The 24,970-nt window shown below is 68.8% G+C and carries 29 protein-coding genes; 16 read left to right on the forward strand and 13 right to left on the reverse strand.

Annotation, left to right across the window (positions count from 1 at the left end):
- Nucleotides 1-344: 344 nt before the first annotated feature.
- Nucleotides 345-1,811 carry a neutral zinc metallopeptidase gene (locus ACZ5IK_RS19525; protein WP_465488927.1) on the reverse strand — a complete coding sequence of 489 codons (1,467 nt, stop codon included), beginning with the start codon at nucleotides 1,809-1,811 and terminating at the stop codon, nucleotides 345-347.
- A gap of 144 nt (nucleotides 1,812-1,955) precedes the next feature.
- Between ACZ5IK_RS19525 and glgP the strand changes: the two genes are divergently transcribed.
- Nucleotides 1,956-4,496, forward strand: a complete 2,541-nt coding sequence (gene glgP / locus ACZ5IK_RS19530) for an alpha-glucan family phosphorylase (RefSeq protein ID WP_465488928.1) — start codon at nucleotides 1,956-1,958, stop codon at nucleotides 4,494-4,496.
- Nucleotides 4,497-4,624: 128 nt separating this feature from the next.
- Nucleotides 4,625-5,458, forward strand: coding sequence for a hypothetical protein (locus ACZ5IK_RS19535; protein ID WP_465488929.1), 834 nt, complete (start codon nucleotides 4,625-4,627; stop codon nucleotides 5,456-5,458).
- 3 nt (nucleotides 5,459-5,461) lie between these two features.
- Here the strand turns inward: ACZ5IK_RS19535 and ACZ5IK_RS19540 are convergent, their stop codons facing one another.
- Together ACZ5IK_RS19540 and ACZ5IK_RS19545 are read right to left on the reverse strand one after the other, a co-directional pair.
- Nucleotides 5,462-5,857, reverse strand: a complete 396-nt coding sequence (locus ACZ5IK_RS19540) for a rhodanese-like domain-containing protein (protein ID WP_465488930.1) — start codon at nucleotides 5,855-5,857, stop codon at nucleotides 5,462-5,464.
- Nucleotides 5,854-6,402 (reverse strand): cysteine dioxygenase, encoded by a 549-nt coding sequence (locus ACZ5IK_RS19545; RefSeq protein WP_465488931.1) that lies wholly within the window; start codon nucleotides 6,400-6,402, stop codon nucleotides 5,854-5,856. The genes ACZ5IK_RS19540 and ACZ5IK_RS19545 overlap by 4 nt, the downstream gene beginning before the upstream one ends.
- 332 nt (nucleotides 6,403-6,734) lie before the next feature.
- On the opposite strand from ACZ5IK_RS19545, the gene ACZ5IK_RS19550 reads away from it, so the two are divergent.
- The 6 genes from ACZ5IK_RS19550 (at nucleotide 6,735) to ACZ5IK_RS19575 (ending at nucleotide 11,738) form a co-directional block, all read left to right on the forward strand.
- Nucleotides 6,735-7,547 carry an ABC transporter ATP-binding protein gene (locus tag ACZ5IK_RS19550; protein ID WP_465488932.1) on the forward strand — a complete coding sequence of 271 codons (813 nt, stop codon included), beginning with the start codon at nucleotides 6,735-6,737 and terminating at the stop codon, nucleotides 7,545-7,547.
- 55 nt (nucleotides 7,548-7,602) lie between these two features.
- On the forward strand, nucleotides 7,603-8,382 hold the full coding sequence (locus tag ACZ5IK_RS19555; RefSeq protein ID WP_020630952.1) for an enoyl-CoA hydratase/isomerase family protein: 780 nt from the start codon (nucleotides 7,603-7,605) through the stop codon (nucleotides 8,380-8,382).
- A 5-nt stretch (nucleotides 8,383-8,387) separates the two neighbouring features.
- Entirely contained in the window at nucleotides 8,388-9,353 is a 966-nt protein-coding gene (locus ACZ5IK_RS19560) for a methyltransferase domain-containing protein (RefSeq protein WP_465488933.1), read from the forward strand.
- Nucleotides 9,354-10,523, forward strand: a complete 1,170-nt coding sequence (locus ACZ5IK_RS19565; protein ID WP_465488934.1) for a class I SAM-dependent methyltransferase — start codon at nucleotides 9,354-9,356, stop codon at nucleotides 10,521-10,523. It begins immediately after the preceding gene.
- An 11-nt stretch (nucleotides 10,524-10,534) separates the two neighbouring features.
- The gene (locus ACZ5IK_RS19570) at nucleotides 10,535-11,299 is read left to right on the forward strand and encodes an HAD family acid phosphatase (RefSeq protein WP_465488935.1); all 765 of its coding nucleotides are present in this window, start codon (nucleotides 10,535-10,537) and stop codon (nucleotides 11,297-11,299) included.
- 64 nt (nucleotides 11,300-11,363) lie between these two features.
- Complete coding sequence (locus tag ACZ5IK_RS19575) at nucleotides 11,364-11,738, forward strand: DUF427 domain-containing protein (RefSeq protein ID WP_410603116.1); 375 nt, start codon at nucleotides 11,364-11,366, stop codon at nucleotides 11,736-11,738.
- A gap of 82 nt (nucleotides 11,739-11,820) precedes the next feature.
- On the opposite strand, the gene ACZ5IK_RS19580 is transcribed toward ACZ5IK_RS19575, so the two are convergent.
- Nucleotides 11,821-12,552 (reverse strand): hypothetical protein, encoded by a 732-nt coding sequence (locus ACZ5IK_RS19580; protein ID WP_465488936.1) that lies wholly within the window; start codon nucleotides 12,550-12,552, stop codon nucleotides 11,821-11,823.
- A gap of 51 nt (nucleotides 12,553-12,603) precedes the next feature.
- Here ACZ5IK_RS19580 and ACZ5IK_RS19585 point away from each other — a divergent pair, with 51 nt between their 5' ends.
- From ACZ5IK_RS19585 to ACZ5IK_RS19595, 3 genes are read left to right on the forward strand one after another with little or no spacing between them, the layout of a single operon-like run.
- Nucleotides 12,604-13,380, forward strand: coding sequence for a helix-turn-helix domain-containing protein (locus tag ACZ5IK_RS19585; RefSeq protein WP_465488937.1), 777 nt, complete (start codon nucleotides 12,604-12,606; stop codon nucleotides 13,378-13,380).
- A 28-nt stretch (nucleotides 13,381-13,408) separates the two neighbouring features.
- Complete coding sequence (locus ACZ5IK_RS19590) at nucleotides 13,409-13,834, forward strand: acyl-CoA thioesterase (RefSeq protein WP_465488938.1); 426 nt, start codon at nucleotides 13,409-13,411, stop codon at nucleotides 13,832-13,834.
- A 7-nt stretch (nucleotides 13,835-13,841) separates the two neighbouring features.
- On the forward strand, nucleotides 13,842-14,393 hold the full coding sequence (locus ACZ5IK_RS19595; protein WP_465488989.1) for a phosphotransferase: 552 nt from the start codon (nucleotides 13,842-13,844) through the stop codon (nucleotides 14,391-14,393).
- 99 nt (nucleotides 14,394-14,492) lie between these two features.
- Here ACZ5IK_RS19595 and ACZ5IK_RS19600 read toward each other — a convergent pair whose 3' ends face one another.
- Nucleotides 14,493-15,749, reverse strand: coding sequence for an HNH endonuclease signature motif containing protein (locus ACZ5IK_RS19600; RefSeq protein ID WP_465488939.1), 1,257 nt, complete (start codon nucleotides 15,747-15,749; stop codon nucleotides 14,493-14,495).
- A 376-nt stretch (nucleotides 15,750-16,125) separates the two neighbouring features.
- On the opposite strand from ACZ5IK_RS19600, the gene ACZ5IK_RS19605 reads away from it, so the two are divergent.
- Nucleotides 16,126-16,989, forward strand: a complete 864-nt coding sequence (locus ACZ5IK_RS19605) for a nitroreductase/quinone reductase family protein (protein WP_465488940.1) — start codon at nucleotides 16,126-16,128, stop codon at nucleotides 16,987-16,989.
- Nucleotides 16,990-17,423: 434 nt separating this feature from the next.
- Nucleotides 17,424-18,401 (forward strand): acyl-CoA desaturase, encoded by a 978-nt coding sequence (locus ACZ5IK_RS19610; protein ID WP_465488941.1) that lies wholly within the window; start codon nucleotides 17,424-17,426, stop codon nucleotides 18,399-18,401.
- Here ACZ5IK_RS19610 and ACZ5IK_RS19615 read toward each other — a convergent pair.
- The 4 genes from ACZ5IK_RS19615 to ACZ5IK_RS19630 all read right to left on the reverse strand — a co-directional run bounded on the left by ACZ5IK_RS19615 (nucleotide 18,384) and on the right by ACZ5IK_RS19630 (nucleotide 21,398).
- Entirely contained in the window at nucleotides 18,384-19,184 is an 801-nt protein-coding gene (locus ACZ5IK_RS19615) for an alpha/beta hydrolase (protein WP_465488942.1), read from the reverse strand. The two genes, ACZ5IK_RS19610 and ACZ5IK_RS19615, sit on opposite strands and share 18 nt — an antisense overlap.
- Before the next feature lie 13 nt (nucleotides 19,185-19,197).
- Nucleotides 19,198-20,049, reverse strand: a complete 852-nt coding sequence (locus ACZ5IK_RS19620; protein ID WP_465488943.1) for a DUF4436 family protein — start codon at nucleotides 20,047-20,049, stop codon at nucleotides 19,198-19,200.
- A gap of 81 nt (nucleotides 20,050-20,130) precedes the next feature.
- Nucleotides 20,131-20,787 (reverse strand): enoyl-CoA hydratase/isomerase family protein, encoded by a 657-nt coding sequence (locus ACZ5IK_RS19625; RefSeq protein WP_101610034.1) that lies wholly within the window; start codon nucleotides 20,785-20,787, stop codon nucleotides 20,131-20,133.
- 2 nt (nucleotides 20,788-20,789) lie between these two features.
- Nucleotides 20,790-21,398 (reverse strand): TetR/AcrR family transcriptional regulator, encoded by a 609-nt coding sequence (locus ACZ5IK_RS19630; protein ID WP_465488944.1) that lies wholly within the window; start codon nucleotides 21,396-21,398, stop codon nucleotides 20,790-20,792.
- Nucleotides 21,399-21,545: 147 nt separating this feature from the next.
- Here ACZ5IK_RS19630 and ACZ5IK_RS19635 point away from each other — a divergent pair, with 147 nt between their 5' ends.
- The gene (locus tag ACZ5IK_RS19635; protein ID WP_465488945.1) at nucleotides 21,546-21,893 is read left to right on the forward strand and encodes a DoxX family protein; all 348 of its coding nucleotides are present in this window, start codon (nucleotides 21,546-21,548) and stop codon (nucleotides 21,891-21,893) included.
- A gap of 2 nt (nucleotides 21,894-21,895) precedes the next feature.
- Here ACZ5IK_RS19635 and ACZ5IK_RS19640 read toward each other — a convergent pair whose 3' ends face one another.
- The 3 genes from ACZ5IK_RS19640 to ACZ5IK_RS19650 are packed head-to-tail and all read right to left on the reverse strand — an operon-like array spanning nucleotide 21,896 to nucleotide 23,370.
- On the reverse strand, nucleotides 21,896-22,237 hold the full coding sequence (locus ACZ5IK_RS19640; protein ID WP_465488946.1) for a VOC family protein: 342 nt from the start codon (nucleotides 22,235-22,237) through the stop codon (nucleotides 21,896-21,898).
- A gap of 37 nt (nucleotides 22,238-22,274) precedes the next feature.
- Nucleotides 22,275-22,931: a transcriptional repressor LexA gene (lexA, locus tag ACZ5IK_RS19645; RefSeq protein ID WP_039919936.1), complete on the reverse strand. Its 657-nt coding sequence runs from the start codon at nucleotides 22,929-22,931 to the stop codon at nucleotides 22,275-22,277.
- On the reverse strand, nucleotides 22,909-23,370 hold the full coding sequence (locus ACZ5IK_RS19650; RefSeq protein ID WP_465488947.1) for a nuclear transport factor 2 family protein: 462 nt from the start codon (nucleotides 23,368-23,370) through the stop codon (nucleotides 22,909-22,911). Before ACZ5IK_RS19650 ends, lexA begins: the two co-directional genes overlap by 23 nt.
- Nucleotides 23,371-23,499: 129 nt before the next feature.
- Here ACZ5IK_RS19650 and ACZ5IK_RS19655 point away from each other — a divergent pair, with 129 nt between their 5' ends.
- On the forward strand, nucleotides 23,500-23,934 hold the full coding sequence (locus ACZ5IK_RS19655; RefSeq protein WP_465488948.1) for a hypothetical protein: 435 nt from the start codon (nucleotides 23,500-23,502) through the stop codon (nucleotides 23,932-23,934).
- Nucleotide 23,935: 1 nt separating this feature from the next.
- Here ACZ5IK_RS19655 and ACZ5IK_RS19660 read toward each other — a convergent pair whose 3' ends face one another.
- A complete protein-coding gene (locus ACZ5IK_RS19660) occupies nucleotides 23,936-24,337 on the reverse strand; it encodes a MarR family winged helix-turn-helix transcriptional regulator (RefSeq protein ID WP_465488949.1) in 402 nt (133 codons plus the stop codon).
- Nucleotides 24,338-24,424: 87 nt separating this feature from the next.
- On the opposite strand from ACZ5IK_RS19660, the gene ACZ5IK_RS19665 reads away from it, so the two are divergent.
- The gene (locus ACZ5IK_RS19665; RefSeq protein ID WP_465488950.1) at nucleotides 24,425-24,844 is read left to right on the forward strand and encodes a VOC family protein; all 420 of its coding nucleotides are present in this window, start codon (nucleotides 24,425-24,427) and stop codon (nucleotides 24,842-24,844) included.
- Nucleotides 24,845-24,970: the final 126 nt, after the last annotated feature.

Below are 24,970 nucleotides of genomic sequence, written 5' to 3' on the forward strand. Positions count from 1 at the left end.
GGTCGGGGGGGGGTTCCGGTTGTGGTGAGGGCGGCGTGTGGCCCTCCCCACACATCCCCCCCCCACGACCCCCTTGCGCCCGGTCCGCCAAGTGTCATGAAAGGGGCTTTCAAGACACTTTTCGTCCTGAAAGCCCCTTTCATGACACTCGGTGCTCGGTGCTCGGTGCTCGGTGCTCGGTGCTCGGTGCTCGGTGCGCGCGAGGGGTCGTGGGGCTCGCTCGGGACGTGTGGCCGGGTGCGTGCGACCTTCGTGACCCCCGGACGCTATGAAAGGCCCGTTACTTGCAAAATTTGCAAGTAACGGGCCTTTCATAGCACTTCAGGGAGCCGTGACCGGACCGCTCAGCCGTACTGCGTCGAGCACACCGACGAGCTCTCCAGGTAGCCCTTCCGCAGCGCCTCGATCCGCTCGAAACCGTTCTCCACGCGCTTGCCGTTGACGTCGGCCGAGACCAGGCTCTCCGGGCTCAGCAGGTCCGAGATGGCCTCGTCGAGGTCACCCGCCGAAAGCCGCAGCGTCGCGCCGGGCACCGAGCTGGCCTTCGCCCACGCGCCGACCAGGCACGCGGTGCGCAGTCCCGCGTTCGCGTTGTCGATCGACGCGCCGACACCCTTCTGGATGCCCATCGCGTAGCGGGACGCGATTTCCGAGAACGCGGCGAAGTCGCCCTTGCCCTCGCTGTGCCCGCTTTCCCATTCCGCCTGCTGGTCGACCGGCTGGGCGAGTTCGCGCAGCTTGGCCATGTCGATGCTGACGGTGTTGTTCGACGGGCAGTACGACGCGGGCGGGGTGCTGGGGCCGCCGGAGCAGCTGCCGTTGCCGTCTTCGGTGATCTCCGGGCCCGGGACGCCGGCGCCCTTGAAGGCGTCGTCGAGGCTCTTCTTCAGGATCCCGATGATCTCGGCGTCGAGCTTCGCGTCGCCCTTGCCCTTGTCACCCTTGTCGAACGGGCGCTCGGTGATCCGCGCCTTGATGTTCTCCTCGTTCATCGCGGCGCATTCCTTCGGGCCCTTCTCGAACCCGACCTGGAACGCGTACGTGCGGTCGAACGCCGTGCCGTGCGCGCCCTGTTTGGTCGCGCTGGTGCCCGCCTGGTCACGGATCAGGAACAGCGACGCCATGACCTGGTTGAGACCTTCGGAGGTGGAGACGCGGTAGAACTTGCTCTTGTCCTCGGCGACCCAGCGGAAGTAGCCGCCCGCGAAGCAGTCGGCCTGCTGCTCCTTGACGATCGACGGGGTGTTCTTCTTGATGCTGGCCTTCTCGCCGAGCCGGTACTGCACGGCGTGCCCGAGTTCGTGCGCGAGCACGACGGCGCTCGCCATCTTCCCGAACCGCTCGCGCAGCATCGGCAGCAGCACACCGCGGTCCCACGCCACCGAGTCGTCCGGCGGGCAGTAGAAGGCGTTGATGAGGCCCTTGACGCTGCCGCATTTGGTGTCTTCGTCGTCGGTCCGCGCGCTGTAGGACAGCAGCGACTTCAGCGGCTCGTACTGCTGGCCGAAGTCGCGCGGCATGACCTCGGTCCAGTAGGTCTGCGCGTCGGCGATCGCGGCGATGGCGAGCTGGTCGTCCTCGGAGCCGTCCTCGTTGCGGACCTGCAGGTCCGGCTTGGGGGCGTCCGGCTTCAACCCGCTTTCGAAATGCGTGATCGGCAGTCCGGCGACGTCGCCGGCACCGGGCTGGCTGCCTTCCTTGCCCGCCGTCGGGCCGCCCTTGTCGTTGCAGGCGCTCAGCCCGAGGGCCAGCACCAGCGCGATCGCGATCAGAGCCGGGCGACGCCTGCCCCGCACTCCCCCTTGGATCATCTTCACTCGCTTGTCGTCAGGGCCCCGACCGGGCCGCGTAAACCGGCAAGCAGGGACCCTACCCAGCGCTTATGGCCCGCGTGCAGGTAATCCCCGAAGTGGGTCTTGAGCGGGGCGGGGGCGGTCCCGATATGGTCGCTCCTCATGAGAGCAGTCCGCCGGTTCACCGTCCGCGCGAGCCTGCCGGAGTCGCTCTCCGGCCTCGGTGACCTCGCTACGAATCTGCGCTGGACCTGGCATCCGCCGACCCGAGACCTGTTCGCGTCGATGGACGCGGAGCTGTTCAACCGCGTCCGCGACCCGCTGCGGATGCTCACCGCCCTGCCCCCGGCCCGGCTCGACGAGCTGGCCGTCGACGACGACTTCCTCGCCCGCGCGCGCGAGGCCGTCGCCGATCTGGAGCGCTACCTCGCCGAGCCTCGCTGGTACCAGAAGCAGGACGACACCGATCTCCCGCCCGCCGTCGCGTACTTCTCGATGGAGTTCGGCGTCACCGAGGCACTGCCGAACTACTCCGGCGGCCTGGGCGTGCTCGCCGGGGACCACCTCAAAGCGGCGTCGGACCTCGGCGTGCCGATGGTCGGCGTCGGGCTGCTCTACCGCGCCGGGTACTTCCGGCAGGCGCTGTCGCTCGACGGCTGGCAGGTCGAGCACTACCCGGTCATCGACCCCAACGCCTTCCCACTGGAACTGCTGACCGACGGCGGCGAGCCGGTGCTGGTGAAGGTCGCGATGCCCGCCGGGCGGACGCTGCACGCGCAGATCTGGAAGGCCCGCGTCGGCCGGATCCCGTTGCTGCTGCTGGACACCGACACCGAGGCCAACGACGAGGACCTGCGCGCCGTCACCGACAGGCTCTACGGCGGCGACGCCGACCACCGCATCCGGCAGGAGATCCTGTCCGGGATCGGCGGCTTCCGCGCGGTGCGGCGCTACTGCGAGCTGACCGGCCATCCGCAGCCGAAGGTGTTCCACACGAACGAAGGCCACGCCGGTTTCCTCGGGCTGGAACGCGCCCGCGAGATCATCCAGGCCGACGGGCTGGCGTTCGACGAGGCGTTGCCCGCCGTCCGCGCCGGGACCGTGTTCACCACGCACACGCCGGTCAGCGCCGGGATCGACCGGTTCCCCGTCGACCTCGTCCAGCGGTACTTCACCGACGGCAGGCTGGTCCCGGACGTCGACCCGCGCCGGGTGCTCGCGCTCGGCGCGGAGGACAACCCCGGCCTGTTCAACATGGCGCACATGGGACTGCGGCTCGCGCAGCGCGCGAACGGCGTCTCGGCGCTGCACGGCCGGGTGTCGCGGCGGATGTTCTCCCGGCTGTGGCCCGGATTCGACTTCGACGAGGTGCCCGTCTCCTCGGTCACCAACGGCGTCCACGGGCCCACCTGGGTGGCACGCGAACTGAGCGCGCTGCTCGGGCGCAACCACGAGGAACTGGGCCTCGACGGCACCCAGGGCAGGCCGCTGCGGGACGGCGTCAGCGACGAGCAGCTGTGGGGGCTGCGGCGGGAACTGCGGGAGAAGCTGGTCGCCGAGGTGCGGCGGCGGGTGCGGGCCGCGTGGATGCAGCGCGGCGCGTCCGCGCTCGAACTCGGCTGGACCGACACGGTCTTCGACCCGGACGTGCTGACCGTCGGCTTCGCGCGCCGCGTGCCGACCTACAAGCGGCTCACGCTGATGCTGCGCGACCCGGAACGCCTGCGCGCGCTGCTGCTGGACGAACGGCGCCCGATCCAGCTCGTCGTCGCGGGCAAGTCGCATCCGGCGGACGAGGGCGGCAAGCAGCTGATCCAGCAGATCGTCCGGTTCGTCGACGATCCCGAGGTCCGGCGCCGGATCGTCTTCCTGCCGGACTACGACATGTCCATGGCGCGCTACCTCTACCGCGGCTGCGACGTCTGGCTGAACACGCCGGTGCGGCAACTGGAGGCGTGCGGGACCTCGGGGATGAAGTCCGCGCTCAACGGCGGCCTCAACCTCTCCATCCGCGACGGCTGGTGGGACGAGTGCTACGACGGCAGCAACGGCTGGGCGATCCCGACCGCGGACGGCGTCACCGACCCGCTGCGCCGTGACGAGCTCGAGGCCGCGGCGCTCTACGACCTGCTGGGCCACCAGATCGCGCCGCTGTTCTACGACCGCGACGCCGAGGGAGTGCCCGGCGGCTGGCTTTCGATGGTGTGGCACACGCTGGAGACCCTCGGGCCGCGCGTGCAGGCCGCGCGCATGGTGCGGGAGTACGTCGAATCGGGCTACCTGCCCGCCTCTCGGATGGTCGCGGAGGCGACGGGTGACGGGTACCGCGGCGCGCTTTCGCTGGCCGACTACCGGACCAAACTGGAAGTTTCCTGGCCCCGGGTGCGGATCTTCGACACCGAACTGCTCGTCGAGGACGCCGCGCCGATGGTCACCGGGACCGAGGTGACCATCCGGGCGCGGATCGACCTCGCCGGCCTCGAACCGTCCGAAGTGGACGTCCAGGCCGTCGTCGGCAAGGTGGGTGACGGGGACGAGCTGAGCGATCCCGTCACCGTCCCGATGTCCGGTGACGGGATCGGCGCGTTCGCGGCGCGGCTGAAGCTGCCGCATCCGGGCTCGATCGGTTACACCGTCCGAGTGCTGCCGAAACACCGCCTGCTGGCCACCCCGGCGGAACTCGCCAGGGTGGTGCACGCGTAAATCCTCGCCACCGGCGTTTGTCAAGCCGGTGCCGAACAAAGGAAATCCCTGATCTTCGATTTCCTCCGAACAATGATGGACAAGCAGGTGAAATACACTTTGCCGGGCCGATCCTGAAATACGGAGGAATGGTGGCTTCGGCGAAGGAAACGAAAGCGTCGCGCAGGGCCAAGGACCGGCTGCACCATATCCACGCCCGAGCCGGGATCCAACAGGACGGGCTGCGTCGTGCCCTGGGGCCGGAATTGCGTGCCATCTGGGGGATCGCGGAGGACGCCGAACCCGGCCGGGTGCGCGAGATCGTCCTTTTACGGCTGAATCGCGTTCTCGAGCGATTCGCCGATCCGCTCATGCCCGAGATCGTCTGGACCGCCTACAACCTCGGCGTCGATCCGGTGAACGGCGGGGCGGGCATGGTCGGCCGGATCAGGACCATGGTCGGCCGCGGCCGGGTGGCGGTTTCCGAGCGGACCTGCACCCGGCGGTTCTACGACTTCCTGGGGAGCGTCAAGAACAGCCTGGACGGCTTCCAGGAAGACCTCACCGGCGAAGACTTCAGGCTCGCCTCGCGGTGGATCGACGGCAACGTCCGTCCGGAGCGGGAGGAACCCGCCGGCGGGCTGCGCGAACCCGTCCCCTCGGTCATGCGGATGTTCCTCGACGGCACGGTGTGGGGCCCGGCGGACGAGGCGGGCGCGCCGCTCCCCGCCCGGCTCGGCGCGCACGGCGACTGGCTCTGCGTCTTCACCGACGAGCGCCTGCTGGCCGAGTACCGCGCGGTCACCGGCGCGGGCTGGGCGCGGGTCCGTCACCGGACCGGCCGCGAGGTCGTGCTCGCGGCCGCCGGGCGTGACGTGGCGACGGGTGTCCTGGTCAACCCCCGGCCGGTGCGCGGGGCGGGGATCCACGCGGCCCTTCCGCTTTCGCCGGACTCGATCGCCCGGCTGGCCGTCCGGCGGTAGACCTCACGGGACGGCGGGGGTACCGCCCTCCCGGATCGGAAGGCCTGCCGAACGCCAGGCGCGGAACCCGCCTTCGAGGTCGGTCGCGCCCGGCAGGCCGAGCCGCCGCAGGTCCGCGGCGGCCAGGCTCGACGAATACCCCTCGTTGCACACGACGATCACCGTCGAGTCCGGTTTCACCTCCGGCAGCCGCCATTCGCTGTCCGGCGCGAGCCGCCACTCGAGGTGGATCCGCTCGACGACCACCGAACCGGGGATCTCACCCTCTTCGAGCCGGTTGACGTGCGGGCGGATGTCCACGATCAGGGCACCGTCACGCTGCAGCCGTTGTGCCTGCCCGGGCTCCGCCCGGTCCAGTCCGGACCGGGCGGCGGCCAGCAAATCGTCGATCGCGCTCATCGGCCCAGTATCGGGGCCAGCGAGGGGATCTCGGCGGGAACGTCGGCGAGCGTGCGGTATTCGCGGGTCGCGACCAGCGGCGGCGAGTAGGCGTGGACGCTGGCGGCGGGCTCGGTGCCGATGCCGGTCACCTGGTGCGCGCGCCCCGCGCCGAAGCCGATGCCCTCGCCCGCGACGTGCGTGCGGCGCCGGACCGGGCCGCCGGGGTAGCGGTACTCCTCGCCGAGTTCGCCCTGCAGCACGGTGAACGAGCCGGACGCGCCGCCGTGGTCGTGCGGTTTGGTCTGCTGGCCGGGCAGCCAGGACAGCAGCCACAGCTCGACGCCGTCGGTCAGCGCGAGCCGCGCCCACCAGCGGTGGTCCTCGTCGAAGCGCAGCAGGCCGCGCAGGCCCGCGGTCAGTTCGGTGGTGACGGTGGAGGTCAGGTCTGCCAGCTCCCGCGGCGTCCAGAGCAGGCGCTCGGGGTGCAGCAGCTCCGGGAGCAGCGGGTCGATCAGCTGCGGGTGGATCTCGAAGTCCTGGCGGGGCGAGACGGACGTGGTCAACTCGGGGCTCCTCGTGAGGGATCGCGGGCTCGGAAACAAGGCCGAACGCGGCGCGACACGGGTGCCGGTAAAGAGAGCGGGACTCAGCCGTGTCGCGCGGTGGTACACCCGGACGAGGCGACGAGGAGCAGGTCGATGGTGCGACGGCGCCAGAAAGAGCCCCCGATGACGGGGAAGGCGGCGGCCGCGGACCTGATCACGTCTTCGATGCTGCCACAGCCCGCGCTCCGGCGGTTACTCCGGAGAGCTCCGTCCCACTCCCTGGACCAGCCGCTTTCTCCCGACCGGCGGCCCGGTGCACACGCGCGCGCGTGTGCGGACACAATGGGCTCGTGAGCGAGCCGATCCAGCCCAGCGAACTTGACGACCTCGTGGTGAGGATGACCGGTGTCGGGGTCCGCCGAACAGGCAACGACCTCCTCGCCGACCTCGACTGGAGCGTGGAACTGGACGAGCGCTGGGTGGTGCTCGGCCCGAACGGCGCGGGCAAGACCACCCTGCTCCGGCTGGCCGCGGCCGAACTCCACCCGACCTCGGGAACGGTCGACCTGCTCGGCGACCGCATCGGCAAGGTCAACATCTTCGAGTTGCGCCCGCGGATCGGGTTCACCTCGGCCGCGATCGCCCAGCGGGTGCCGGGCGAGGAGCGCGTCATCGACGTCGTGGTGAGCGCCGGGTACGCCGTCGTCGGCCGCTGGCGTGAGGAATACGACAGCCTCGACACCGACCGCGCCCGCGAACTGCTGGCCGCGCTGGGCATCCCGCACCTGGCCGAGCGCACCTTCGGCACGCTTTCCGAAGGCGAGCGCAAGCGGACCCTGATCGCGCGGTCGCTGATGACCGACCCGGAGATGCTGCTGCTCGACGAGCCCGCCGCCGGACTCGACCTCGGCGGCCGCGAGGACCTCGTCGCACGCCTTTCGGAGCTGGCCCTCGACCCGGAGGCCCCGGCCATGGTGCTCGTCACCCACCACGTGGAAGAAATCCCGCCGGGATTCACCCACGCGCTGCTGCTGCGCGACGGCCGCGCGGTCGCTTCCGGCCTCGTCGACGACGTCGTGACCAGTGACAACCTGTCCAAGACGTTCGACCAGGACCTCCTGCTCGAACGCTCCGGTGATCGCTTCTTCGCCCGTCGCCGCTGACAGGTCGTACTGACCGGTAGCCTGCAATCTGTCTTGGACGGTTAAGGAGGACGGCGTGGGAGAGTTCGTAAGCCTGGAGGTCGAAGGTGGGGTCGGCACGATCCGGCTGGACCGCCCGCCGGTCAACGCGCTGAACAACCAGGTGCAGGCCGAGCTCGCCGAGGCGGCCCGCGAGGCCTCCGAGCGCGACGACGTGCGCGCCGTGATCCTGTACGGCGGCGAGAAGACCTTCGCGGGCGGCGCGGACATCAAGGAGATGGCCGAGCGCACCTACCCCGAGATCGCGAAGTTCGGCGCGGCGCTGACGGCGTCGCTGGCCACCATCGCGAACATCCCGAAGCCGGTCGTCGCGGCCATCACCGGCTACGCGCTGGGCGGCGGACTCGAACTCGCGCTGACCGCGGACCGCCGGATCGCCGGCGACAACGTCAAGGTCGGCCAGCCGGAGATCCAGCTCGGCGTCATCCCCGGTGCCGGTGGCACGCAGCGCCTCGCGCGACTCATCGGCCCGAGCAAGACCAAGGACCTCGTGTTCACCGGCCGGTTCGTGAAGGCCGAAGAGGCGCTGGCGCTGGGAATCCTCGACGAGGTCGTCGCGCCGGATGACGTCTACGCCGCCGCGCACAAGTGGGCCGCCCAGTTCGCGAACGGCCCGGCCGTGGCGCTGCGCGCCGCGAAGGCCGCGATCGACGGCGGTCTCGACACCGACCTCGCGAGCGGCCTCAAGCTCGAATCCCACCTCTTCGCCGCGCTGTGGGCGACCGAGGACCAGCGCAACGGCATGAAGTCGTTCATCGAGAACGGCCCTGGCAAGGCCACCTTCGAGGGGAAGTAAGCACGATGACCCAGGTGAACGACCCGGCGCCGAACCCGCACGCCACCGCCGAAGAGGTCAAGGCCGCCTTCGCCGACCCCAAGCTCGCCAACGTGCTCTACCACGACTGGGAAGCCGGGACCTACGACGAGAAGTGGTCCATTTCCTACGACGAGCGCTGCATCTCCTACGCGACCGACGTGTTCAACGCCGTCGCCGGTGACGACGACGGCCAGCCGTATCCGACCGCGATGGAACTGGGCAGCGGCACCGGTTTCTTCCTGCTGAACCTGATGCAGGGCGGCGTGATCAAGAAGGGGTCGGTCACCGACCTCTCGCCGGGCATGGTCCAGGTCGCGCTGCGCAACGCCGAGAACCTCGGCCTCGACGTCGACGGCCGGGTCGCCGACGCGGAGCGCATCCCCTACGAGGACAACAGTTTCGACCTCGTCGTCGGGCACGCGGTGCTGCACCACATCCCGGACGTCCGCGCGGCGTTCGCCGAGGTGCTGCGGGTGCTGAAGCCCGGCGGCCGGTTCGTCTTCGCGGGCGAGCCGACGAAGGTCGGCGACCTCTACGCGCGCAAGCTCGGCCAGTTCACGTGGTACCTCACCACCAACCTGACCAAGCTCCCGGTGCTCAACGGCTGGCGCCGCCCGCAGGAGGAACTCGACGAGTCCTCCCGCGCGGCCGCGCTGGAGGCCGTGGTCGACATCCACACGTTCGACCCGTCCGACCTCGAGTCGATGGCTCGCGGCGCCGGGGCACAGGACGTCCGCGCGGTGACCGAGGAGTTCGCCGCCGCGCTCGCGGGCTGGCCGATCCGGACCTTCGAAGCCGCCGTGCCGCAGGAGAAACTGACTTTGCGCTGGCGTCTGTTCGCGTACCGGCTGTGGCTGCGGCTGTCCGCTTTGGACAAGAAGCTGCTCGCCAAGGTGCTGCCGCGCGAGCTGTTCTACAACGTGATGATCACCGGTACCAAGCGTTCTTAGGTGCCTTACGCGTTCACTCTCGACGACGTCGCCTTCCTGCGCTCCGGCGCGGGAAGCGTGGCGCTCGCCGAATGCTCATCCCTGCCGCTGACCGACAAGACCCGCATCGCCGACGTCGCCGCCGTGCGCCGGATCGCCCCGGAGCACGCGGCCGCGGTGCTGGAAACGGTGGTGCTGCGGCGGAAGTCGTCGTCCAAACTGGACTCCGCGGGTTCGTGGCTGTTCACCGGTGACGCCCTCCAACAGGCCAGTGCCACCGCGGTCGCCCGGCACCGGGCCTCACGGCTGGCGGGCCGGGACGTCCACGACGTGACGTGTTCCGTCGGCGCGGACCTGATCGAGATCGCCCGCGTCGCCGCCCGTTCGCTGGGCTCGGATCTGGACGAGGTCCGGCTGGTGATGGCGCGGCACAACTCGCTCGAGGCCGGTGTCGCGCCGGTGCTGATGCGGGCGGACGCGTTGCGGCCGGTCAGCCGCTCCTCGGTCGTCGTCGCCGATCCCGCCAGGCGCGACTCGGCCGGACGGCGGGCGTGGAAACCCGCGGACTTCCTGCCGCCGCTCGACGGCCTGGTCGAGGCGTACGCGGGCCGCGAGCTGTCGGTCAAATGCGCGCCGGGACTCGATTTCTCCATCGCGCCGTGGGCGGACGAGGTCGAACTGGTCTCTTTGGACGGTCAGGTCCGCGAGGCGTGCCTGTGGCGCGGAGTGGGCTCCACCGTGTCCCGGCGCGCGACAGTGTTGCGTTCGGACGGTACACAGTGGACGGTCACCGACGCCGATCCCGACGAGATCCCCGTGCGGGAACCGGGTGAATGGATCATCGATCCCGACGGTGCGGTCGTCCGGGCCGGGCTGGTGCGGCATTACGCCGCGCGGCACGGTCTTTGGCAGCTCGACGAGCGCATTGCGTACCTGACCGGAGACGTCCCGCCGCCGGGAATCCGGGCGTTCCGGGTGTTCGAGCACGGACCGTACAGTGAGAAGAATCTTCGTGTACTGCTGAAAAAACACGATATCGGGCGACTCGAGATCCTCGTCCGCGGTCTCGACGTGGACCCGGATGCCTTGCGGCGCAAGCTGAAACCGCGCGGTGGTGAAGAAGCTACTTTGGTACTGACCAGAATCGGCCGTTCTGGAGTAGCGTTCCTGTGCCGCGCACAGCTGACGTGAGGAGCATTTCCATGAGCCGGTTCACCGGTCTGCTGAAACTGGCCGCCGCCGCGGCCGCCGGAGCCGTCCTCGCGGGCGGTGCCACCGCCGTCGCGAACCAGGACGACGCCGACTGGCGGCGAGGCCACGAGCCCGCCAACATCGGCCAGGTCAAACTGGACGTCAAGGCCTACTACGGCGATGTCGTCGGCCCCGACGGCAAACACGGCTACTCGGAGAACAGCAGGTTCGTCTCCGACACCGAACGCCAGGTCTCGGACGCCAAGCGCTACCTCACGCGGCGGCTGGACCGCGGCGTGAAGAACCCCGCCGTCGTGTTCGATGTGGACGACACCGCCGAGGTCACCTACGGCTGGGAGGCCGACAACGACTTCGGCTTCGACCCGGTGAAGCAGCAGGAAGCGATCGACAAGGGCACGTTCGTCGCGAACGAGCCGGTGCTGGAACTGGCGAACTGGGCGGCGCAGCACGGCGTCAAGGTCTACTTCCTGACCGGCCGCAACGAGTTCCAGGGCCCGCAGTCGCTCAAGAACCTCGCGAACGAGGGTTACCCGGCCCCGGCGGGCGCGTTCTTCAAGCCGAAGACCACGGTGCCCGCGTACCTGCCGTGCGGGCTCACCTGCACCACCGTCCAGTACAAAGCGGGCACGCGGAAGCACATCGCCTCGACCGGTGCGACCATCCTCGCCAACTTCGGTGACCAGTTCAGCGACCTCGAAGGCGGCTACGCGGAGTTCCCGGTCAAGCTGCCGAACCCGATGTACTACCTGCCCTGAGGGGAATATCCGCGGCCGTGGCGTTGCTGTGCCCGGTATCGGAAACCCCCGAGGGAGCTGATCCATGCCTGACAAGAAGGTGCTGAAGCCCAGCGCGTCCCACCCGATCACGGTGGCGCCGAACAAGGGACGCGTGGTCGTCACGGTCGGCGGCAAGGTCGTGGCGGACAGCGCGAACGCGCTCACGCTGCAGGAGGCGAACTACCCGCCGGCGCAGTACATCCCGCGTGCCGACGTCGACTTCGACGTGCTGGAACGGACGGACCATTCGACGTACTGCCCGTTCAAGGGCGACGCGTCCTACTACAGCATCCGCACCGGCGACGGCGTCGCCGAGAACGCCGTCTGGACCTACGAGGCGCCGCACGACGCTGTCGCCGAGATCAAGGACCACGTCGCGTTCTACCCGTCGAAGGTGGATGCGATCGACGAGCGCTGACCCCGCTGACGCGCGTGCTATGAAAGGCCCGTTACTTGCAAATTTTGCAAGTAACGGGCCTTTCATAGCACGCGTAGGGGGCTCAAAGGTGGTTGATCCGGTCGGCGTCCGCGGCGAGTGAGGTGTCGGGTTCGATCCGCCAGGCCTCCAGGCCGGGCGCCTTGAGAAGCGCGTCGATCAAATTCTCCTCGCCCGCGACGAGGGTCGAATCGAAGTCGATCTCGGTGGCCACGCACCACGCGCGGTCGTCCGGCCAGAACAGGTTGGGCGACTGCGCCTCGAACCAGTTCGGCCGCGGCCGCCAGCCGAGTTCCGTCGCCGAGGTCAGTGGCCCGCCGAACACGAGGTAGTCGCGGCCGGGATGCCGCAGGCGCGGGGCGTCGAGGTGCGCGCAGGACAACGTCGCCTCGTCGGCCCAGCCATAGCCCTCCCAGAGGCAGAACCAGGTCTCCGAAGTGGAGGTGTGGTCGCCGAGGACGGCCAGCAGCGCGGTGAGGCTGTGCGACGGCAGAGTGCCGCGTCCCGGCGGGGAGCCCCGCCAAAGCGAGCCGGTGAGGTTCACCGGATCCGGGGAGCCGACGAGCGCGTGCCACTGCATGGCGCCATGGGCGCGCCGCCCCGTTTCGGCCGCCGCTTCGCGCCAGCTCGCCCAGCCGCCGCGATCGCGTTCGGCGGGGTGGCAGATCCGGGCGTAGGCGGCGTACCCGTGCGGGACCGTGCGGCAGACCGCGCCGAAGGCCCCACCGAGCCTGGGGGAAATCCACTCGGCGGGGGACGGGTCGAGCACCGGCCGCAGCACGCTGGCAGTCTTCATCAAGATCAAGTGGAGCGCATCTTGTCGGCGGGCGGGGGCATACTGCCGGACGTGGGTGTTCCGCTGCGTCGGCGATCGGGCCGTTCGGTCTACCGCGAAACCACGCCGGCCGCGGCGGTGGCGGCCGTGGTCGAGAGTGCCTGGACGGGCCGGGTGGGCCGCAGCCGTCCGCTGCGGGTGTTCCCGGACGGCTGTGTGGACCTCGTCTGGGACGGTCGCGCGCTCGCCGCGGTCACCTCGGTCCGCGGGGTGCTGCGGCACGACCTGCCCGCGGTGGACTGGACCGTCGGGCTCCGCCTGCGGTGCGGCGTCGGCGGCGCGGTACTGGGCCTGCCGATGACGGACCTGACGACGAGCGCCACCCCCTTGCGCGAACTGTGGGCCGCGAGGGCCCGCCGCGCGGAATCCAGGCTGGCCGAATGCGCGACGCCCGCCGAGGCGCGCTCGGTGCTGGAGTCACTGGTCGCCGAAAGGCTCCGGGATGTCGAGCCGGACGGGCTGTCGATCGAGGCCGCCCGCGCGCTGCGTGCGCCCGGCGCTCGCACCGACAGGGTGGCGGCGGCGCTGGGCGTCAGCGAGCGCGGGCTGCGGCGGCACGTGCGACATGAAGTCGGCGTCGGTCCCAAGGAACTGCAGCGGGTTCTGCGGTTCCATCGGTTCCTCAAGCGAATCGAGGGCGTGGCGCGAGAGCATGCGTCGCTCGCCGACGTCGCCGCCGATGTGGGGTACGCGGATCAGTCCCATCTCGGCCGGGAGTGCCGTCGGCTGTCGGGCGCCTCGCCTGGCGCACTTGTGCGGTCTTGGGTTGGCCGGAATGTTCCAGACTGAGGCGGCCTGCCGAGATGAGGATCGGGGAGTGCTCGAACCCTTCCGCGTCACCATCGACATCCGCACCGACGATCTCGACCTCAACGGCCACGTCCGAGGGCCTGCGTACCTCGCGTATGCCGATCACGCGCGCTGGGAATGCGTATGGGCCGCCGGAGTGGATCCGTTGGCGCTCCAGGCCGGGAACCTCGGCCCGGTCAACCTCGAAACGACGATCCGGTTCCGCCGCGAGCTGCGGGCCCGCGCGCGGATCGACGTCCTGACCCGGTTCTCCTGGGAGCCGGGCAAGGTGTCGCGGGTCGTCCAGGAGCTCGTGGCCCCGGACGGCGCCGTGGTGGCCGAGGTGGAGAGTCTTTCCGGGCTGCTGGATCTCGAACTGCGGCGCCTGGTCTCGGATCCCGGACGGCACTGGCGGAAGTACGCGGCGCGGCCGGAGATCTTGGGGTTGGCGTGATCGGATGATGCCGGTCGTGAGGAAAACCATCGACGAGAATCTCGTACGGACGTTGATCGCCGCACAGTTCCCTCAGTGGGATGGGGCGCCGGTCGAACGATGGCCGTCCGGCACGGTCAATGCCGTGTTCCGGCTGGGCGGCGACCTGGTCGTGAGGTTGCCGCTGGTGGAGGGCGGCGCCGAGGACGTGAAGCTGGAACAGAAGTGGTTGCCCCGCATCGCGTCTCGGCTGCCCACGGCCATTCCCGAGGTGCTCGCCGATCTGAGGCCCGGCAACCTGCTGATGGACGGCGACCGGCTTTCCGCGGTGATCGACTTCGGTTGCATGGGGGTGGGCGATCCGGCTTGTGACTTGTTTCCGGCGTGGAATCTCCTGCCTGCCGACGCGAGAGAAGCCTTCAGAGCCGCGCTGGGTGTGGACGACGCGACCTGGTGCCGCGGCCGTGGGCGGACGCTCTCCCAGGCGCTGATCGCACTGCCGCACTATCGGAAGACCAACCCGGCGATGGCGGGTAACGCGCGGCACGTGATACGCGCGGTGATCCGGGAAACCACTTGATCCGCCGGCTTCCGGCTTCGGCGTGACGAGGACGCCGGTCATTGCCCCCTTTGCCTGGCGCAGGGGCTAATCGGTTTCGGAAGTCTCCGTGGGTTCGGTCTATGTCCTGAGGTGCATGGTGTTGCGTCTGGGTTGACCGGTGGGGTCGAGGTAGGCAGGTGCGGTGAATTCCGGGAGCCCGTCTTGGGCGATCCGGACTTTCCATTGGCTGTGGTGGATCAACCGATGATGCTTGGTGCACAGCAGGACGAGGTTGTCGATCTTGGTTTCGCCGTGGTGTCGCCAGAAAACAATATGGTGAGCCGTACAGCGAGGCACCGGCATGTCGCAGCCTGGGAAGGCGCACCCGCCATCGCGGATAGTCAACGCGTACTTCTGCGCCAATGACACCGTTCGTTTGGAGCGGCCGATGTCGAGGGGTTCGCCTGCGGTACCGAGAACCCCGGGCCGGACGCGGGCGTCGCAGGCGAGGATGCGGGCGTCGGTGGCGCTGATCGGCCCGACCAGGTCCAGGTGTGCTTCACCCAAGTCGCTGATCAAGTCTTCATACGACATGGTGACGAGAATGTGGGTGGCCTCGCCCGCCTGGCCGGGAAGATTCCGACTCGTGGTCTTCAACCGGACGTAGTCGGTGAAGGCGTCGCCGTAGCGTTCGTCCTGGGTGCGGGAGTCGCGGACTCCGTCGATGGCCTTGTGGGGTTTGGCCATCGGGTCCAAGTCGGACTTCAACCGTGCGTAGGTCTCCAGATCGAGCGTGCCCTTCAGGCCGAGGGTGCCGTTGCGGTGCTTGACGAACCGTAACTCCGGTCGGGTGTCTTTGGGGTTCTCGTCGCGGGGTTCTTTCCCGTCGGGATCGAGCTTGTCCAGGAGTCTTCGTCCGGCTTGGGCGATCGTGCGAGGCCCGGCGTGCCGGGCCAGATCCACAAGGATCTTCTCCCCACCCCGCACGTCCTCTTCCGGGACGAAAGACGGGATACGGGCGAGTGTGCGGATGATCGCGTCGATCTGCGAGCCACCGATCGCACCCTCACAGGCGGCGTCAGCGGTCAACGGGGCCAGTGGCGGCACCCGATCACCGCCCACCGCCACACCGGCGTGCAAGGCGAGGACGCGATCAGCACGAGCATCGGCTTCCTTGTTCGTAACGTGGAAGTCCTCGAAAATCATCGCCGACAACGTCCCATGACCACTGCACCCACGAACACCGCGGATATTGATTTCCGCCAGAATCGCGTTCTGCTCAGCATCCAATTGACGTTTGAGAACTTCGAGCTCCTGCTTACGCGCATGCAACACAGCGGTATCGACACGCCACCACTCGACGGGTGTCGTCTGGGATGCATCGTCGCTGGCCACAGCATCAATAATACTCGCAGTCGAACACCTGTGCTATAGCATGTTTATGTGACACGGCTTCACTCGATAGGGAGTAAGAATGCGTGACGAAGCGCCTTTAGGGACGCTTAGGAAGAAGGTGGGTGCGGGACAAGTCGACCTTGTGCTAGCCTCGTCTCCGAGCCCCGTATGGGCCTACGCATGGAGGTAGCGGCTACTCAGCCATCAGAGGTCGGCACACACCGTCTCTCGCATTCACTCATCCCCGCTTCGTGGGATGACGCCTCCATGCGGTGTGCTCGAAAACCCCTGTGTACCAGTGGGTTGCTGTCGTCGTGCCTTCTTCCGGTGGTGATTCCGCGCCCTCCTGTCAACACATCGACGGGAAAGGACCGCATTGACCGGCTGCAACGACCAGGTGATCGAGGAATTCAGGCGTAACAAGGGAAAGCTCGGCGGCATGTTCGAGGGGTGGGAGCTGATCCTGCTCACCACCACCGGCGCCAAGAGCGGTAAACGGCGGACGAATCCGTTGGGGTACCTCGAAATCGACGGCAAGACCGTCGTCGTCGCTTCGAACATGGGGGCGCCGAGGCATCCGGGGTGGTACCACAACCTTCGGCACGACCATCGGGTCACGATCGAGACGGGGACCGAGAGCTACGAGGCGATCGCGGCCGTTCCACCGACGGCGGAACGCGACGCGTTGTTCGCGAAGGTCGTCGCCGAGGATCCGGGATTCGCCGAATACCAAGCGAAAACGACACGGGAGCTGCCCGTGGTGATCCTGCATCGGATCGACGACAGGGTGCGGGGGATGGGGGACTTCGTGGTGGAAGTCCATGACTGGCTCCGGGAGGAGCTCAAGACGTTGCGGGCCGGGGTCGACGACATCGTCGCGGGCCGCGCGGATTCGCTCACCATGGAGAAATCCCTGCGGGCGCACTGTGTTTCGTTCTGCGAAGCGCTGACGAAGCATCACACCGGGGAAGACCTGGGGGCGTTTCCCATGTTGGCGCAACGGTTTCCCGCGCTCGCGCCCGCGTTGACGAAGCTCGGGGAGGACCACGTCGTCGTCGCGGCGCTACAGAAGCGGATCCGTGATCTCGTCGAGGGTTACGTCCACGGCGAGAGTGATCCGGTCCGGTTGCGTGACGACTTCGACGCGCTCGCGGCCAAGCTCGAAGCACATTTCGCCTACGAGGAGCGAACCGTCGTCGCCGCGCTCAACGTGACGGCTCCGGCACCGGCCTTCGGCTGATCGGGGTGGACGCCCTGGGGTTTCGGCCCCAGGGCGTGTATCCTCGGAGGTGGCGGCGCCCTCTCAGCGTGACGCCGACCTCAGTGCGAGACGGGCGGAATTCGCCCCCGGCCTCGCCACAGACCGCGAACGAGCGGTCCCATTCGAAAGGTTTCACCGTCAAAACTCACAGCACGGACAGTGCGCTGTTCAGCCACCCGCTCGACCCTCAGGACGAGCGTTGCGACCCTGCGACCCCGCAGGGTGACCGATACATGGATCTTTTTCGCGAACCCTCTTACCCCACACCGGAACCTTCGGCCGACGCCCTTCGTTGACGAAGCGGTCCAACGTTTTGGGTGTCGTGTTGTCCAAGCACGCTCGCGCAGAATTCGTCGCGGGCATTGCCTTTCGTGCGCCGCGTCTTCATCAGGCCATCGACAAGAAACGGCGACATGACCTCAGTCCTAAGACCCCCGGACAGCGAAGAGCGGCAGATACCGCAGCCCCTGTTGTCCGGGGAGCAGTCCAACACCGAGAACCTTCTCGTCAAGTTGTTCGCGGTGGTGCCCCTGCTGGCATTGGCCGCATCCGTCCCCTTCGCGTGGGGCTGGGGCCTCGGCTGGGTGGACCTCGGCCTGGCCGCCGGGTTCTACTTCCTGACCGGCCTCGGCGTGACCATCGGCTTCCACCGCTACTTCACCCACGGTGCCTTCAAAGCCAATCGCGGCCTGCGGATCGCCCTCGCGGTCACCGGCAGCATGGCGATGCAGGGCCCCGTCATCGGCTGGGTGGCCGATCACCGGCGCCACCACGCCTTCGCCGACCGTGAAGGTGACCCGCACTCCCCGTGGCTGTTCGGCACCGGCCCGGCCGCGCTGGCCCGCGGCTTCTGGCACGCCCACATGGGCTGGCTGTTCGATCGCGAGAAGACCAACGCGCAGCGGTTCGCCCCGGACCTGCTCGCCGACCGTGACATCGCCCGGATCGACAAGCTGTTCCCGCTGCTCACCGTCGTGACGCTGCTCGCGCCCGCCGTGCTCGGCGGTCTGATCACGATGTCCTGGTGGGGCGCGCTGACCGCGTTCTTCTGGGCGAGCCTGGTCCGCGTCGCCTTGCTGCATCACGTCACCTGGTCGGTGAACTCGCTCTGTCACATGATCGGTGACCGGCCGTTCGCCGCCCGTGACAAATCCGCCAACTTCTGGCCGCTCGCCATCGCTTCGATGGGCGAGTCCTGGCACAACTCCCACCACGCCGACCCGACCGGCGCCCGGCACGGCGTCCGCCGCGGTCAGCTCGACATCTCCGCGCGGCTGATCTGGCTGTTCGAGAAGGTGGGCTGGGCGACGGACGTCCGTTGGCCGAAGGCCGACAGGCTCGGCCGCAAGCTCAACCCCGGCCACTCCCTGTCACTACGACGGGGCAGCTGAGCCCACGATGGCGCCGACCAGCTCCGGCCCGGCTGAGAACGCCGGGTCGTTGTGGTCGGCGCCGGGGACCTCGATCGTCCTGGCACCGGCCGCCCGAGCCACTTCGCGACTCTGCTCGGCAGGGACGACGGAGTCCGAGGAGCCGTAGACGACGGTGACCGGGGCTTTCACGCGCGCGACGTTGTCCCGCGTCGGGAACTCGTCCCGCAGCAGCCACCGGACCGGCAGGAACGGGTAGTGCCGCTGTCCGACCGACGCGAGGTCGACGAACGGCGAGCGCAACACGAGTGCCGACGGCGGATGCTCGGCGGCCAGTTCGGTGACGACGGCCGAGCCGAGGCTTTCGCCGAAGTACATCAGCGGCACTCCGGCCTCTCGTATCAGGAAGTCCCGTGCGGCGCGGGCGTCCAGCGCGAGCCCCGCTTCGGAGGGGTCACCGGGGTTGCCCCCGTAGCCGCGGTACTCCAGGAGCAGCACCGAGAGCCCGCGTGCGGTCAGCGCGCGGGCCAGTGGCGCGCGGAACGACCTGTTCCCGGCGTTGCCCGGTGCGACGAGCACGGCCGTCTTCGCTCCGGCGACCGGGAAGTACCAGCTCGCGAGGCTCAGCCCGTCCGAGGTGGTGAGCGTGACGTCCCTGCCACCGGGCAGGACGTCTGCGGCACCGGTCGGCGGACCTCCCTCGGGGAGGTAGATCAGCTTGCGCTGGAAGGCGAAAGCGCCACCGAAGACCACCCCGACGAGGGTGACGGCCACCGCCAGCGCGGTCAACACCTTCTTGCGCATGCCCCCATCATGCTCATCCCGCGTCCGGTTTGCCGTGTTCGGTGATCGCGCCGGTCACCACCGCGACCACGACGCACAACGCGATGACGACCTCGGCCCACAGGAAGGCCGTGTAGTCCAGCAAAGAGCCGATCGGTGGCGAACCCGGGGCGAGATTGCGGAATCCGGCGAGCGCGAACAGCGTCGCGGCCATGAACCCGAACGACGGCCAGACCAGGCCGCGCCGTCGCGCGATCAGATGCCGCGCGCCGAAGAACACCGCGATGGCCAGACCCCACATGGTGATCATCATGAAGAGGGCGAAGACCAGCACGCTGGTGGACCGGCTGAACCGGACGTCGAGGCCGCCTTGGTCGTCGGAGGCGCGATAGTCCTTGACGGAGAAGGAGAACAGACTGTCCACTTTGTCCAGTGTGAACAGCACGGGCGCGGGTTCCCCGTTGTGGGCCGCCGCGAACTCGATCCGCGCCTCGTAGCCGTCGAAGGGATAGTCGGTGACGGCTCCGCCGGTCAGCGCGATCGGGAGATCGAGGCTGGAGATCCGCTGGTGCGCGGGGAAGACGTGGTCGCCGCGGAGGCTGGAGGAGTTCAGCAGCCGCAGCTCGCCGGTGGGCGCGACGCCGTCGTCCTCACCGAACCGGCCGAGCGGGACGACCAGCACGCGCAGCACGGCCTCCCGCGCGGCGGCGTCCACCTTGAGTACGGAGGCGTTGACCTCGATCCGGTCCGGGTCGTGCGAGCCGACCCAGTGGCCGGTGTCGCCCGCGGTCCGGTCCGCGGCGTGCAGCCACAGACCGAGTCCGGCGGCGATCGCCACGGCCAGCACGGTGGCGACGGCCTTGACCACCGGATTGATCTTTCGCATGGCGGCCATCGTGGCAGCCCGGGGCCGGTTCGGCCGCCGCTGTCATGCTGAGGGGTGAGTGCGATGTCGTCGCTCGTGTCCTTACTTGGCGCGAAGCGCGGTGAGGGCCGGGGTGAACATCGTCGTCTTGATCGCGGACAGCGTGCCGCGGTCCTTTCCGGCGAGCGGTCGGACGAGGTCGGCCGCGTACTCCAGCAGCGAGGACTTCTCTGCGACGGCGTCCACGAGCCCCAGGTCCCGCGCGTCCGTGCCGCCGAAGCGCCGTCCGGTGGTCATCGACGCGATGGCGGCCGAGGGGGTGAGCTTGCCCTGGATGAGCCCGGCCATCCCGGGGGTGAACGGGATGTTGATGTCGGCTTCGGGGAAGCAGAAGTACCCGCGGTCGGCGCGCATCACCCGGAAGTCGTGCGCCATCGCGAACATCGCCCCGGCGCCGAAGGCGTGCCCGTTGATCGCGGCGACCGTGTGCACGCCGAGGGTGAGCACGCGGGCGAGCAGTTCGTGGACGTCGGCGACGTACTGCGCGGCCTGGGCGGCGTTGTTGGTGATCCAGTCGAGGTCGAGGCCGTTCGAGTAGAACTTCCCGGAGCCGACCGTGACCAGTACCGCCGGATCCGGATAGGCGACGACGGTGTCCAGCTGGGAATGCACGGTTTCCAGCCAGGCCGGGGAGAAGCGGTTCTCGTCGTCTCCGAGGTCCAGCAGGAACACCGGCGCGTCGTGACGCAGAGTCGGCATTGTCAGTCCTTTCGTGGGGGTGGGAGCAGGAGTATGGCGTGGACCGCGGCGGCGAGCCGGACCCGGGAGTCTTCGGGGATCGGCTCGCCCGCGGTGAACGCGCGGCGGAACAGGGCCGTCGGCAGATCGACCACGCAGGTCGTGAGTACCTCGACGGCTTGGGAGTCACGCCTGTCCCAAAGCCTCTCGGCGAGCCCGATCAGGAGCACTACCAGGCGTTTGTCGAGCGCCAGAAGGCTGCCGGCGAGGTCTTCTGGGACCTGCGGGCCGAGCAGGTGTTCCTTCTTCACGGTGAGGAGCAGGCGGGCCGCGTCCATCCTCCGGGCGGCGAACGCGGCCGGCGTGTCCGCCGCGGCCACGACCGCCGATGCCGGGTCTTCCGCCTGAGCGGCCCGTTCGGTCTGGAGGTCGAGGAAGTCGCTCGCGGCGCGAAGCCAGACGCGGGCCAGAAGCGCGCCGAGTGAGCCGAAAGCGTGGTAGATCGTGCCGTTGGGGACTCCCGCGGCGGCCGCGAGGGACCGGACGGTGACGCCCCGGACGCCGACCTCGACGACTAGGCGCTCGGCTGTGTCGAGCAGCCGGTCCAGATCGTGCACGCGGGGGCGGGCCATCGGGCGAGAGTAACAGAGCACTTGCTCTAAAACGGTGCCGGGTGCGCCTTCACGAGGTTGTGACGTGGTTCACGCGCGGTGCTGTCACATCGGTCCGGTGGGCGGGGTCAACCCGGCGAACCACCGAGAACCCAAGGAGAAACCGAAATGACCACCGCTTACGTCATCGTCACCGCCGTCGGAGCGTTCATGGCCGCCTTCTCGGCCGCCTCGATCTTCTTCCGTGCCAAGTGGGTCGTGCAGCCGCTGGCCGACTACGGCGTTCCGCACGCCTGGTGGAACCTGCTCGGCGTCGCCAAGGCCGCGGGCGCGCTCGGCCTGATCGCCGGCCTGTGGGTGCCGGTGATCGGCGTCGCGGCCGGGATCGGCCTGGTGCTCTACTTCGCCGGCGCCGTGATCACCGTGCTCCGCGCGCACTGGCCCTCGCACGTCGCGTTCCCGCTGATGTACATGGCGCCTGTCGCGGCCTCGCTGGTGCTCGGATTCGCCGCCTGATGTCAGGAGTCCGGGGTCCACACCGCGAGTTCGGAGCCACCGGGCTCGCGGAAGTGGAACCGGCGCCCACCGGGGAACGAGAACGGCTCCACCGTGACGATCCCACCCGCGGCCTCGACGGAACCCCTCGCCTGGTCGAGGTCGTCGGTGCGGATCGTCACCAGTGGCGCGGCCGTCTGCTGCGCGGTGTCCTGCTGGAAACCGAACGAGACCACGCCCCCGTTCTGGACGTCGGTGTACTTCGGACCGTACGGCGTCGCCGTCCAGCCGAAGGCCTTCGCGAAGAACTGGCTCGAGCCCGCCGCCGAACTCGACGGGAACTCGACGAAGTCGATTTCGTACATGGGCCGGAAGGTACTCCAGCCCACCGACAGAAAATCGTCAGACGCTGCGCAGGACCGAGACCACGACGCCCAGCACGGCAGCGCGATCCCCGTCGATGACGTCGTAGGCGGGGTTGCGCGGTTCGAGGTACACGTGGCCGTCGCGGCGGCGGTACACCTTGACCGTGGCCTCCTCGTCGATCATCGCGGCGACGATCTGGCCCGAGTGCGCCTCCTGCTGCTGCTTCACCACGACGATGTCGCCGTCGCAGATCGCCGCGTCGATCATCGAGTCACCACGCACGCGCAGCCCGAAGACGTTGCCCCGGCCGGTGAGTTCACGCGGAAGGGTCATCACGTCGTCGACGTGCTCGACGGCCGAGATCGGCGTTCCCGCGGCGATGTCACCGACGACGGGAACCGGCACGGAGTCCTCTGTGGATTCCCGCGACGTGGTGCCGTGCAGGAAGGCGCGGACGTCGATGGGGCGGGAGATCGAGCTGCTGCGGCGGAGGAAACCCTTCTCCTCCAAGGCCGCCAGATGCTTCGACACCGAGGACGTGGAGCGCAGGCCGACCGCTTCGCCGATCTCGCGCGTGCTCGGCGAGTACCCGTGCTCCACCACCCATTCGCGGATGGTCAGCAGAATCTTCTGCTGACGCTCCGGCAGGGAAGCGGCTTCCTCGAACACGTCAAGATCGTGGTAGGCGGTCATCAGCGGAATGGTAGTTCGTGCAGGCCGCCGCGATCGCCGCGGTGTCCCAGTAGAACGGCCGCACCTCGGTGATGCGCCCGTCTTCGACGGTGATCGTCTGCAGGATCGGGAAGTCCAGCTCGCGGCCGGTGGTCCTGGCGCGGACGTGCACGTGGGTCAGGACGACCAGCGGGCTGGTCCCGCTCAGGAAGCTCTGCTCCACCATGTCGAAAACGTCCCAGGTGGCGCCCATCGCGAGGAAGAACCGCTCCATCCCCTCGTGACCGCGCCAGATTCCGCCGTACGGCAGGCCGTCCGCCTGATGCAGCACCACATCGGGGGAGAAGAACGGGGCGAGTGGCGCGAAGGTCGCCTTGCCGGGACCTCCCGCGGCGAAGTAACCGGCTTCCGCCGCGTACATGCCTTTGAGTACGGACAGGGCGTCCGTTGTCGATGTCACGACGACCACTGTGGTCCGGCGGGCCCGCCGGCGCTGGCGGATATCCGCCGTGAAGATCGGCCGGATGGCCGCCCCGGGCGGACCGAAAGTCCGATCCCGTGCGCGCTTCGGCGAGGTTGACTCGATCGTATGAACACGAAGATCACGGCGGCGGTACTGGCCGCGGCGACGGCGACGGTCGCCCTGACCGGATGCGGTCTCAAGGAAGGTCTGACCGAGAGGGCGAACGGCCACGTCAAGACGGTCGGCTACTCGACCGGCGTGGAAGGCAAGCGTGACAAGGACGCGCGAGTGCCGGACTGGGTGCCGGACCGGGCGATGTCGATCACGGAGGTCATCCGGACCACGGGCTCGGAGCGGATCCTGCGCTTCGCCGGCGGGGAACTGCCCTCGACCTGCGTGCCGGGGCCGGCGGTGACGCAGGCGGCCACGCTCGCCGCCCCGTGGTGGCCGCAGGGACAGGAGAGCAGGACCGACAAGGTCTGCGGGGAATGGCACGTGCTCGTCCAGGACGGTGACGTCTACGCCTTCAAGCCGGAGACGCTCGTGAACACGAGGTCTTGAGCTACTCCTCGGTCGCTAGCGCGGCGGTGCAGGCGGCGAGATCGGTCAGCAGCCGGTCCTGATGAGCGACCGAAAACGGTTCGAGCATTCGTTTCTCCACTACGCGCACGGCGATGCTGGCCACGTGGAGCTGCGCGCGTCCGGCGGGAGTGAGCGTGCTGGGCAGGGCGCGGCCCTGGGGCGCTGTCGGCGGCCGGGTGACCAGCCCGCGGTCCTGGAGCCCGCGCAGCACCAGGTTCATCGACTGCCGGGTGACGAACACGGCTCGCGCCAGTTCCGCGTTGGACAGTCCCGGCCGTTGCGAGAGCACTTCGAGGCAGGAGTACTGCGGCACGGTGAGATCGAGAGGGCGCAAAGCGGTGTCCATGGCCGTGCGAAGCGCCGTCGCCGCTCGTTTCAGCATGTAGCCCACCGCTCGATCCAGCGGTCCGACCTGCTCGCCTTGATCAAACCCGTCTCGATCAAACCCGCCTTGACTCATGTCAGCATCATGACATACCTTCTGCATGTCAACACGCTGACATCACTGGAGGACGACATGACCGTGACCGGACTCGATTTCCTTTCGCTGCAGGTACGCGACCTCGACCGGGCGGCCGAGTTCTACGAGACCCGGCTCGGCCTGCGAAGGCTGCCCGTCGCACCGCCTCACGCGGTGGTGTTCGGCACCGGGACGATCCCGTTCGCGGTGCGGGAACCCGTGCCGGGGATGGATCTGGACGCCGTGTCCCCGGGGCCGGGATCAGGAGTGGCGCTGTGGCTTCACGCCGACGACGCGCAGCCGCTGCACGACCGGCTGGCCGCGGCGGGCACCCCCATTGTCACGGAGCCGTTCGACGGGCCGTTCGGCCGTACGTTCGCCTTCTCAGACCCGGACGGTTACGTGATCACGATCCACGACAAGGCCTGACCGCGCCTGCCCGAGCAGCTTGAGCCCTTGCTCACCGGGGGAGCCGGCGGGGGTCGTGCACACGATGAGCAGCTGGTCCGGTGACCGGGCGATCGACAGGGTCTGCTGGGTCACCGTCACCGGGCC

The sequence above is a fragment of the Amycolatopsis sp. NPDC031561 genome (assembly GCF_055580625.1).

Bases quoted from the DNA above. Each gene is read 5' to 3' on its own strand.
- ACZ5IK_RS19525 (WP_465488927.1), bottom strand. From the start codon at position 1,811: ATGATCCAAGGGGGAGTGCGGGGCAGGCGTCGCCCGGCTCTGATCGCG.
- glgP (WP_465488928.1), top strand. From the start codon at position 1,956: ATGAGAGCAGTCCGCCGGTTCACCGTCCGCGCGAGCCTGCCGGAGTCG.
- ACZ5IK_RS19535 (WP_465488929.1), top strand. From the start codon at position 4,625: ATGGTGGCTTCGGCGAAGGAAACGAAAGCGTCGCGCAGGGCCAAGGAC.
- ACZ5IK_RS19540 (WP_465488930.1), bottom strand. From the start codon at position 5,857: ATGAGCGCGATCGACGATTTGCTGGCCGCCGCCCGGTCCGGACTGGAC.
- ACZ5IK_RS19560 (WP_465488933.1), top strand. From the start codon at position 8,388: ATGACCCAGGTGAACGACCCGGCGCCGAACCCGCACGCCACCGCCGAA.
- ACZ5IK_RS19570 (WP_465488935.1), top strand. From the start codon at position 10,535: ATGAGCCGGTTCACCGGTCTGCTGAAACTGGCCGCCGCCGCGGCCGCC.
- ACZ5IK_RS19575 (WP_410603116.1), top strand. From the start codon at position 11,364: ATGCCTGACAAGAAGGTGCTGAAGCCCAGCGCGTCCCACCCGATCACG.
- ACZ5IK_RS19580 (WP_465488936.1), bottom strand. From the start codon at position 12,552: ATGAAGACTGCCAGCGTGCTGCGGCCGGTGCTCGACCCGTCCCCCGCC.
- ACZ5IK_RS19595 (WP_465488989.1), top strand. From the start codon at position 13,842: ATGCCGGTCGTGAGGAAAACCATCGACGAGAATCTCGTACGGACGTTG.
- ACZ5IK_RS19610 (WP_465488941.1), top strand. From the start codon at position 17,424: ATGACCTCAGTCCTAAGACCCCCGGACAGCGAAGAGCGGCAGATACCG.
- ACZ5IK_RS19615 (WP_465488942.1), bottom strand. From the start codon at position 19,184: ATGCGCAAGAAGGTGTTGACCGCGCTGGCGGTGGCCGTCACCCTCGTC.
- ACZ5IK_RS19620 (WP_465488943.1), bottom strand. From the start codon at position 20,049: ATGCGAAAGATCAATCCGGTGGTCAAGGCCGTCGCCACCGTGCTGGCC.
- ACZ5IK_RS19625 (WP_101610034.1), bottom strand. From the start codon at position 20,787: ATGCCGACTCTGCGTCACGACGCGCCGGTGTTCCTGCTGGACCTCGGA.
- ACZ5IK_RS19630 (WP_465488944.1), bottom strand. From the start codon at position 21,398: ATGGCCCGCCCCCGCGTGCACGATCTGGACCGGCTGCTCGACACAGCC.
- ACZ5IK_RS19635 (WP_465488945.1), top strand. From the start codon at position 21,546: ATGACCACCGCTTACGTCATCGTCACCGCCGTCGGAGCGTTCATGGCC.
- ACZ5IK_RS19640 (WP_465488946.1), bottom strand. From the start codon at position 22,237: ATGTACGAAATCGACTTCGTCGAGTTCCCGTCGAGTTCGGCGGCGGGC.
- lexA (WP_039919936.1), bottom strand. From the start codon at position 22,931: ATGACCGCCTACCACGATCTTGACGTGTTCGAGGAAGCCGCTTCCCTG.
- ACZ5IK_RS19655 (WP_465488948.1), top strand. From the start codon at position 23,500: ATGAACACGAAGATCACGGCGGCGGTACTGGCCGCGGCGACGGCGACG.
- ACZ5IK_RS19660 (WP_465488949.1), bottom strand. From the start codon at position 24,337: ATGCTGAAACGAGCGGCGACGGCGCTTCGCACGGCCATGGACACCGCT.
- ACZ5IK_RS19665 (WP_465488950.1), top strand. From the start codon at position 24,425: ATGACATACCTTCTGCATGTCAACACGCTGACATCACTGGAGGACGAC.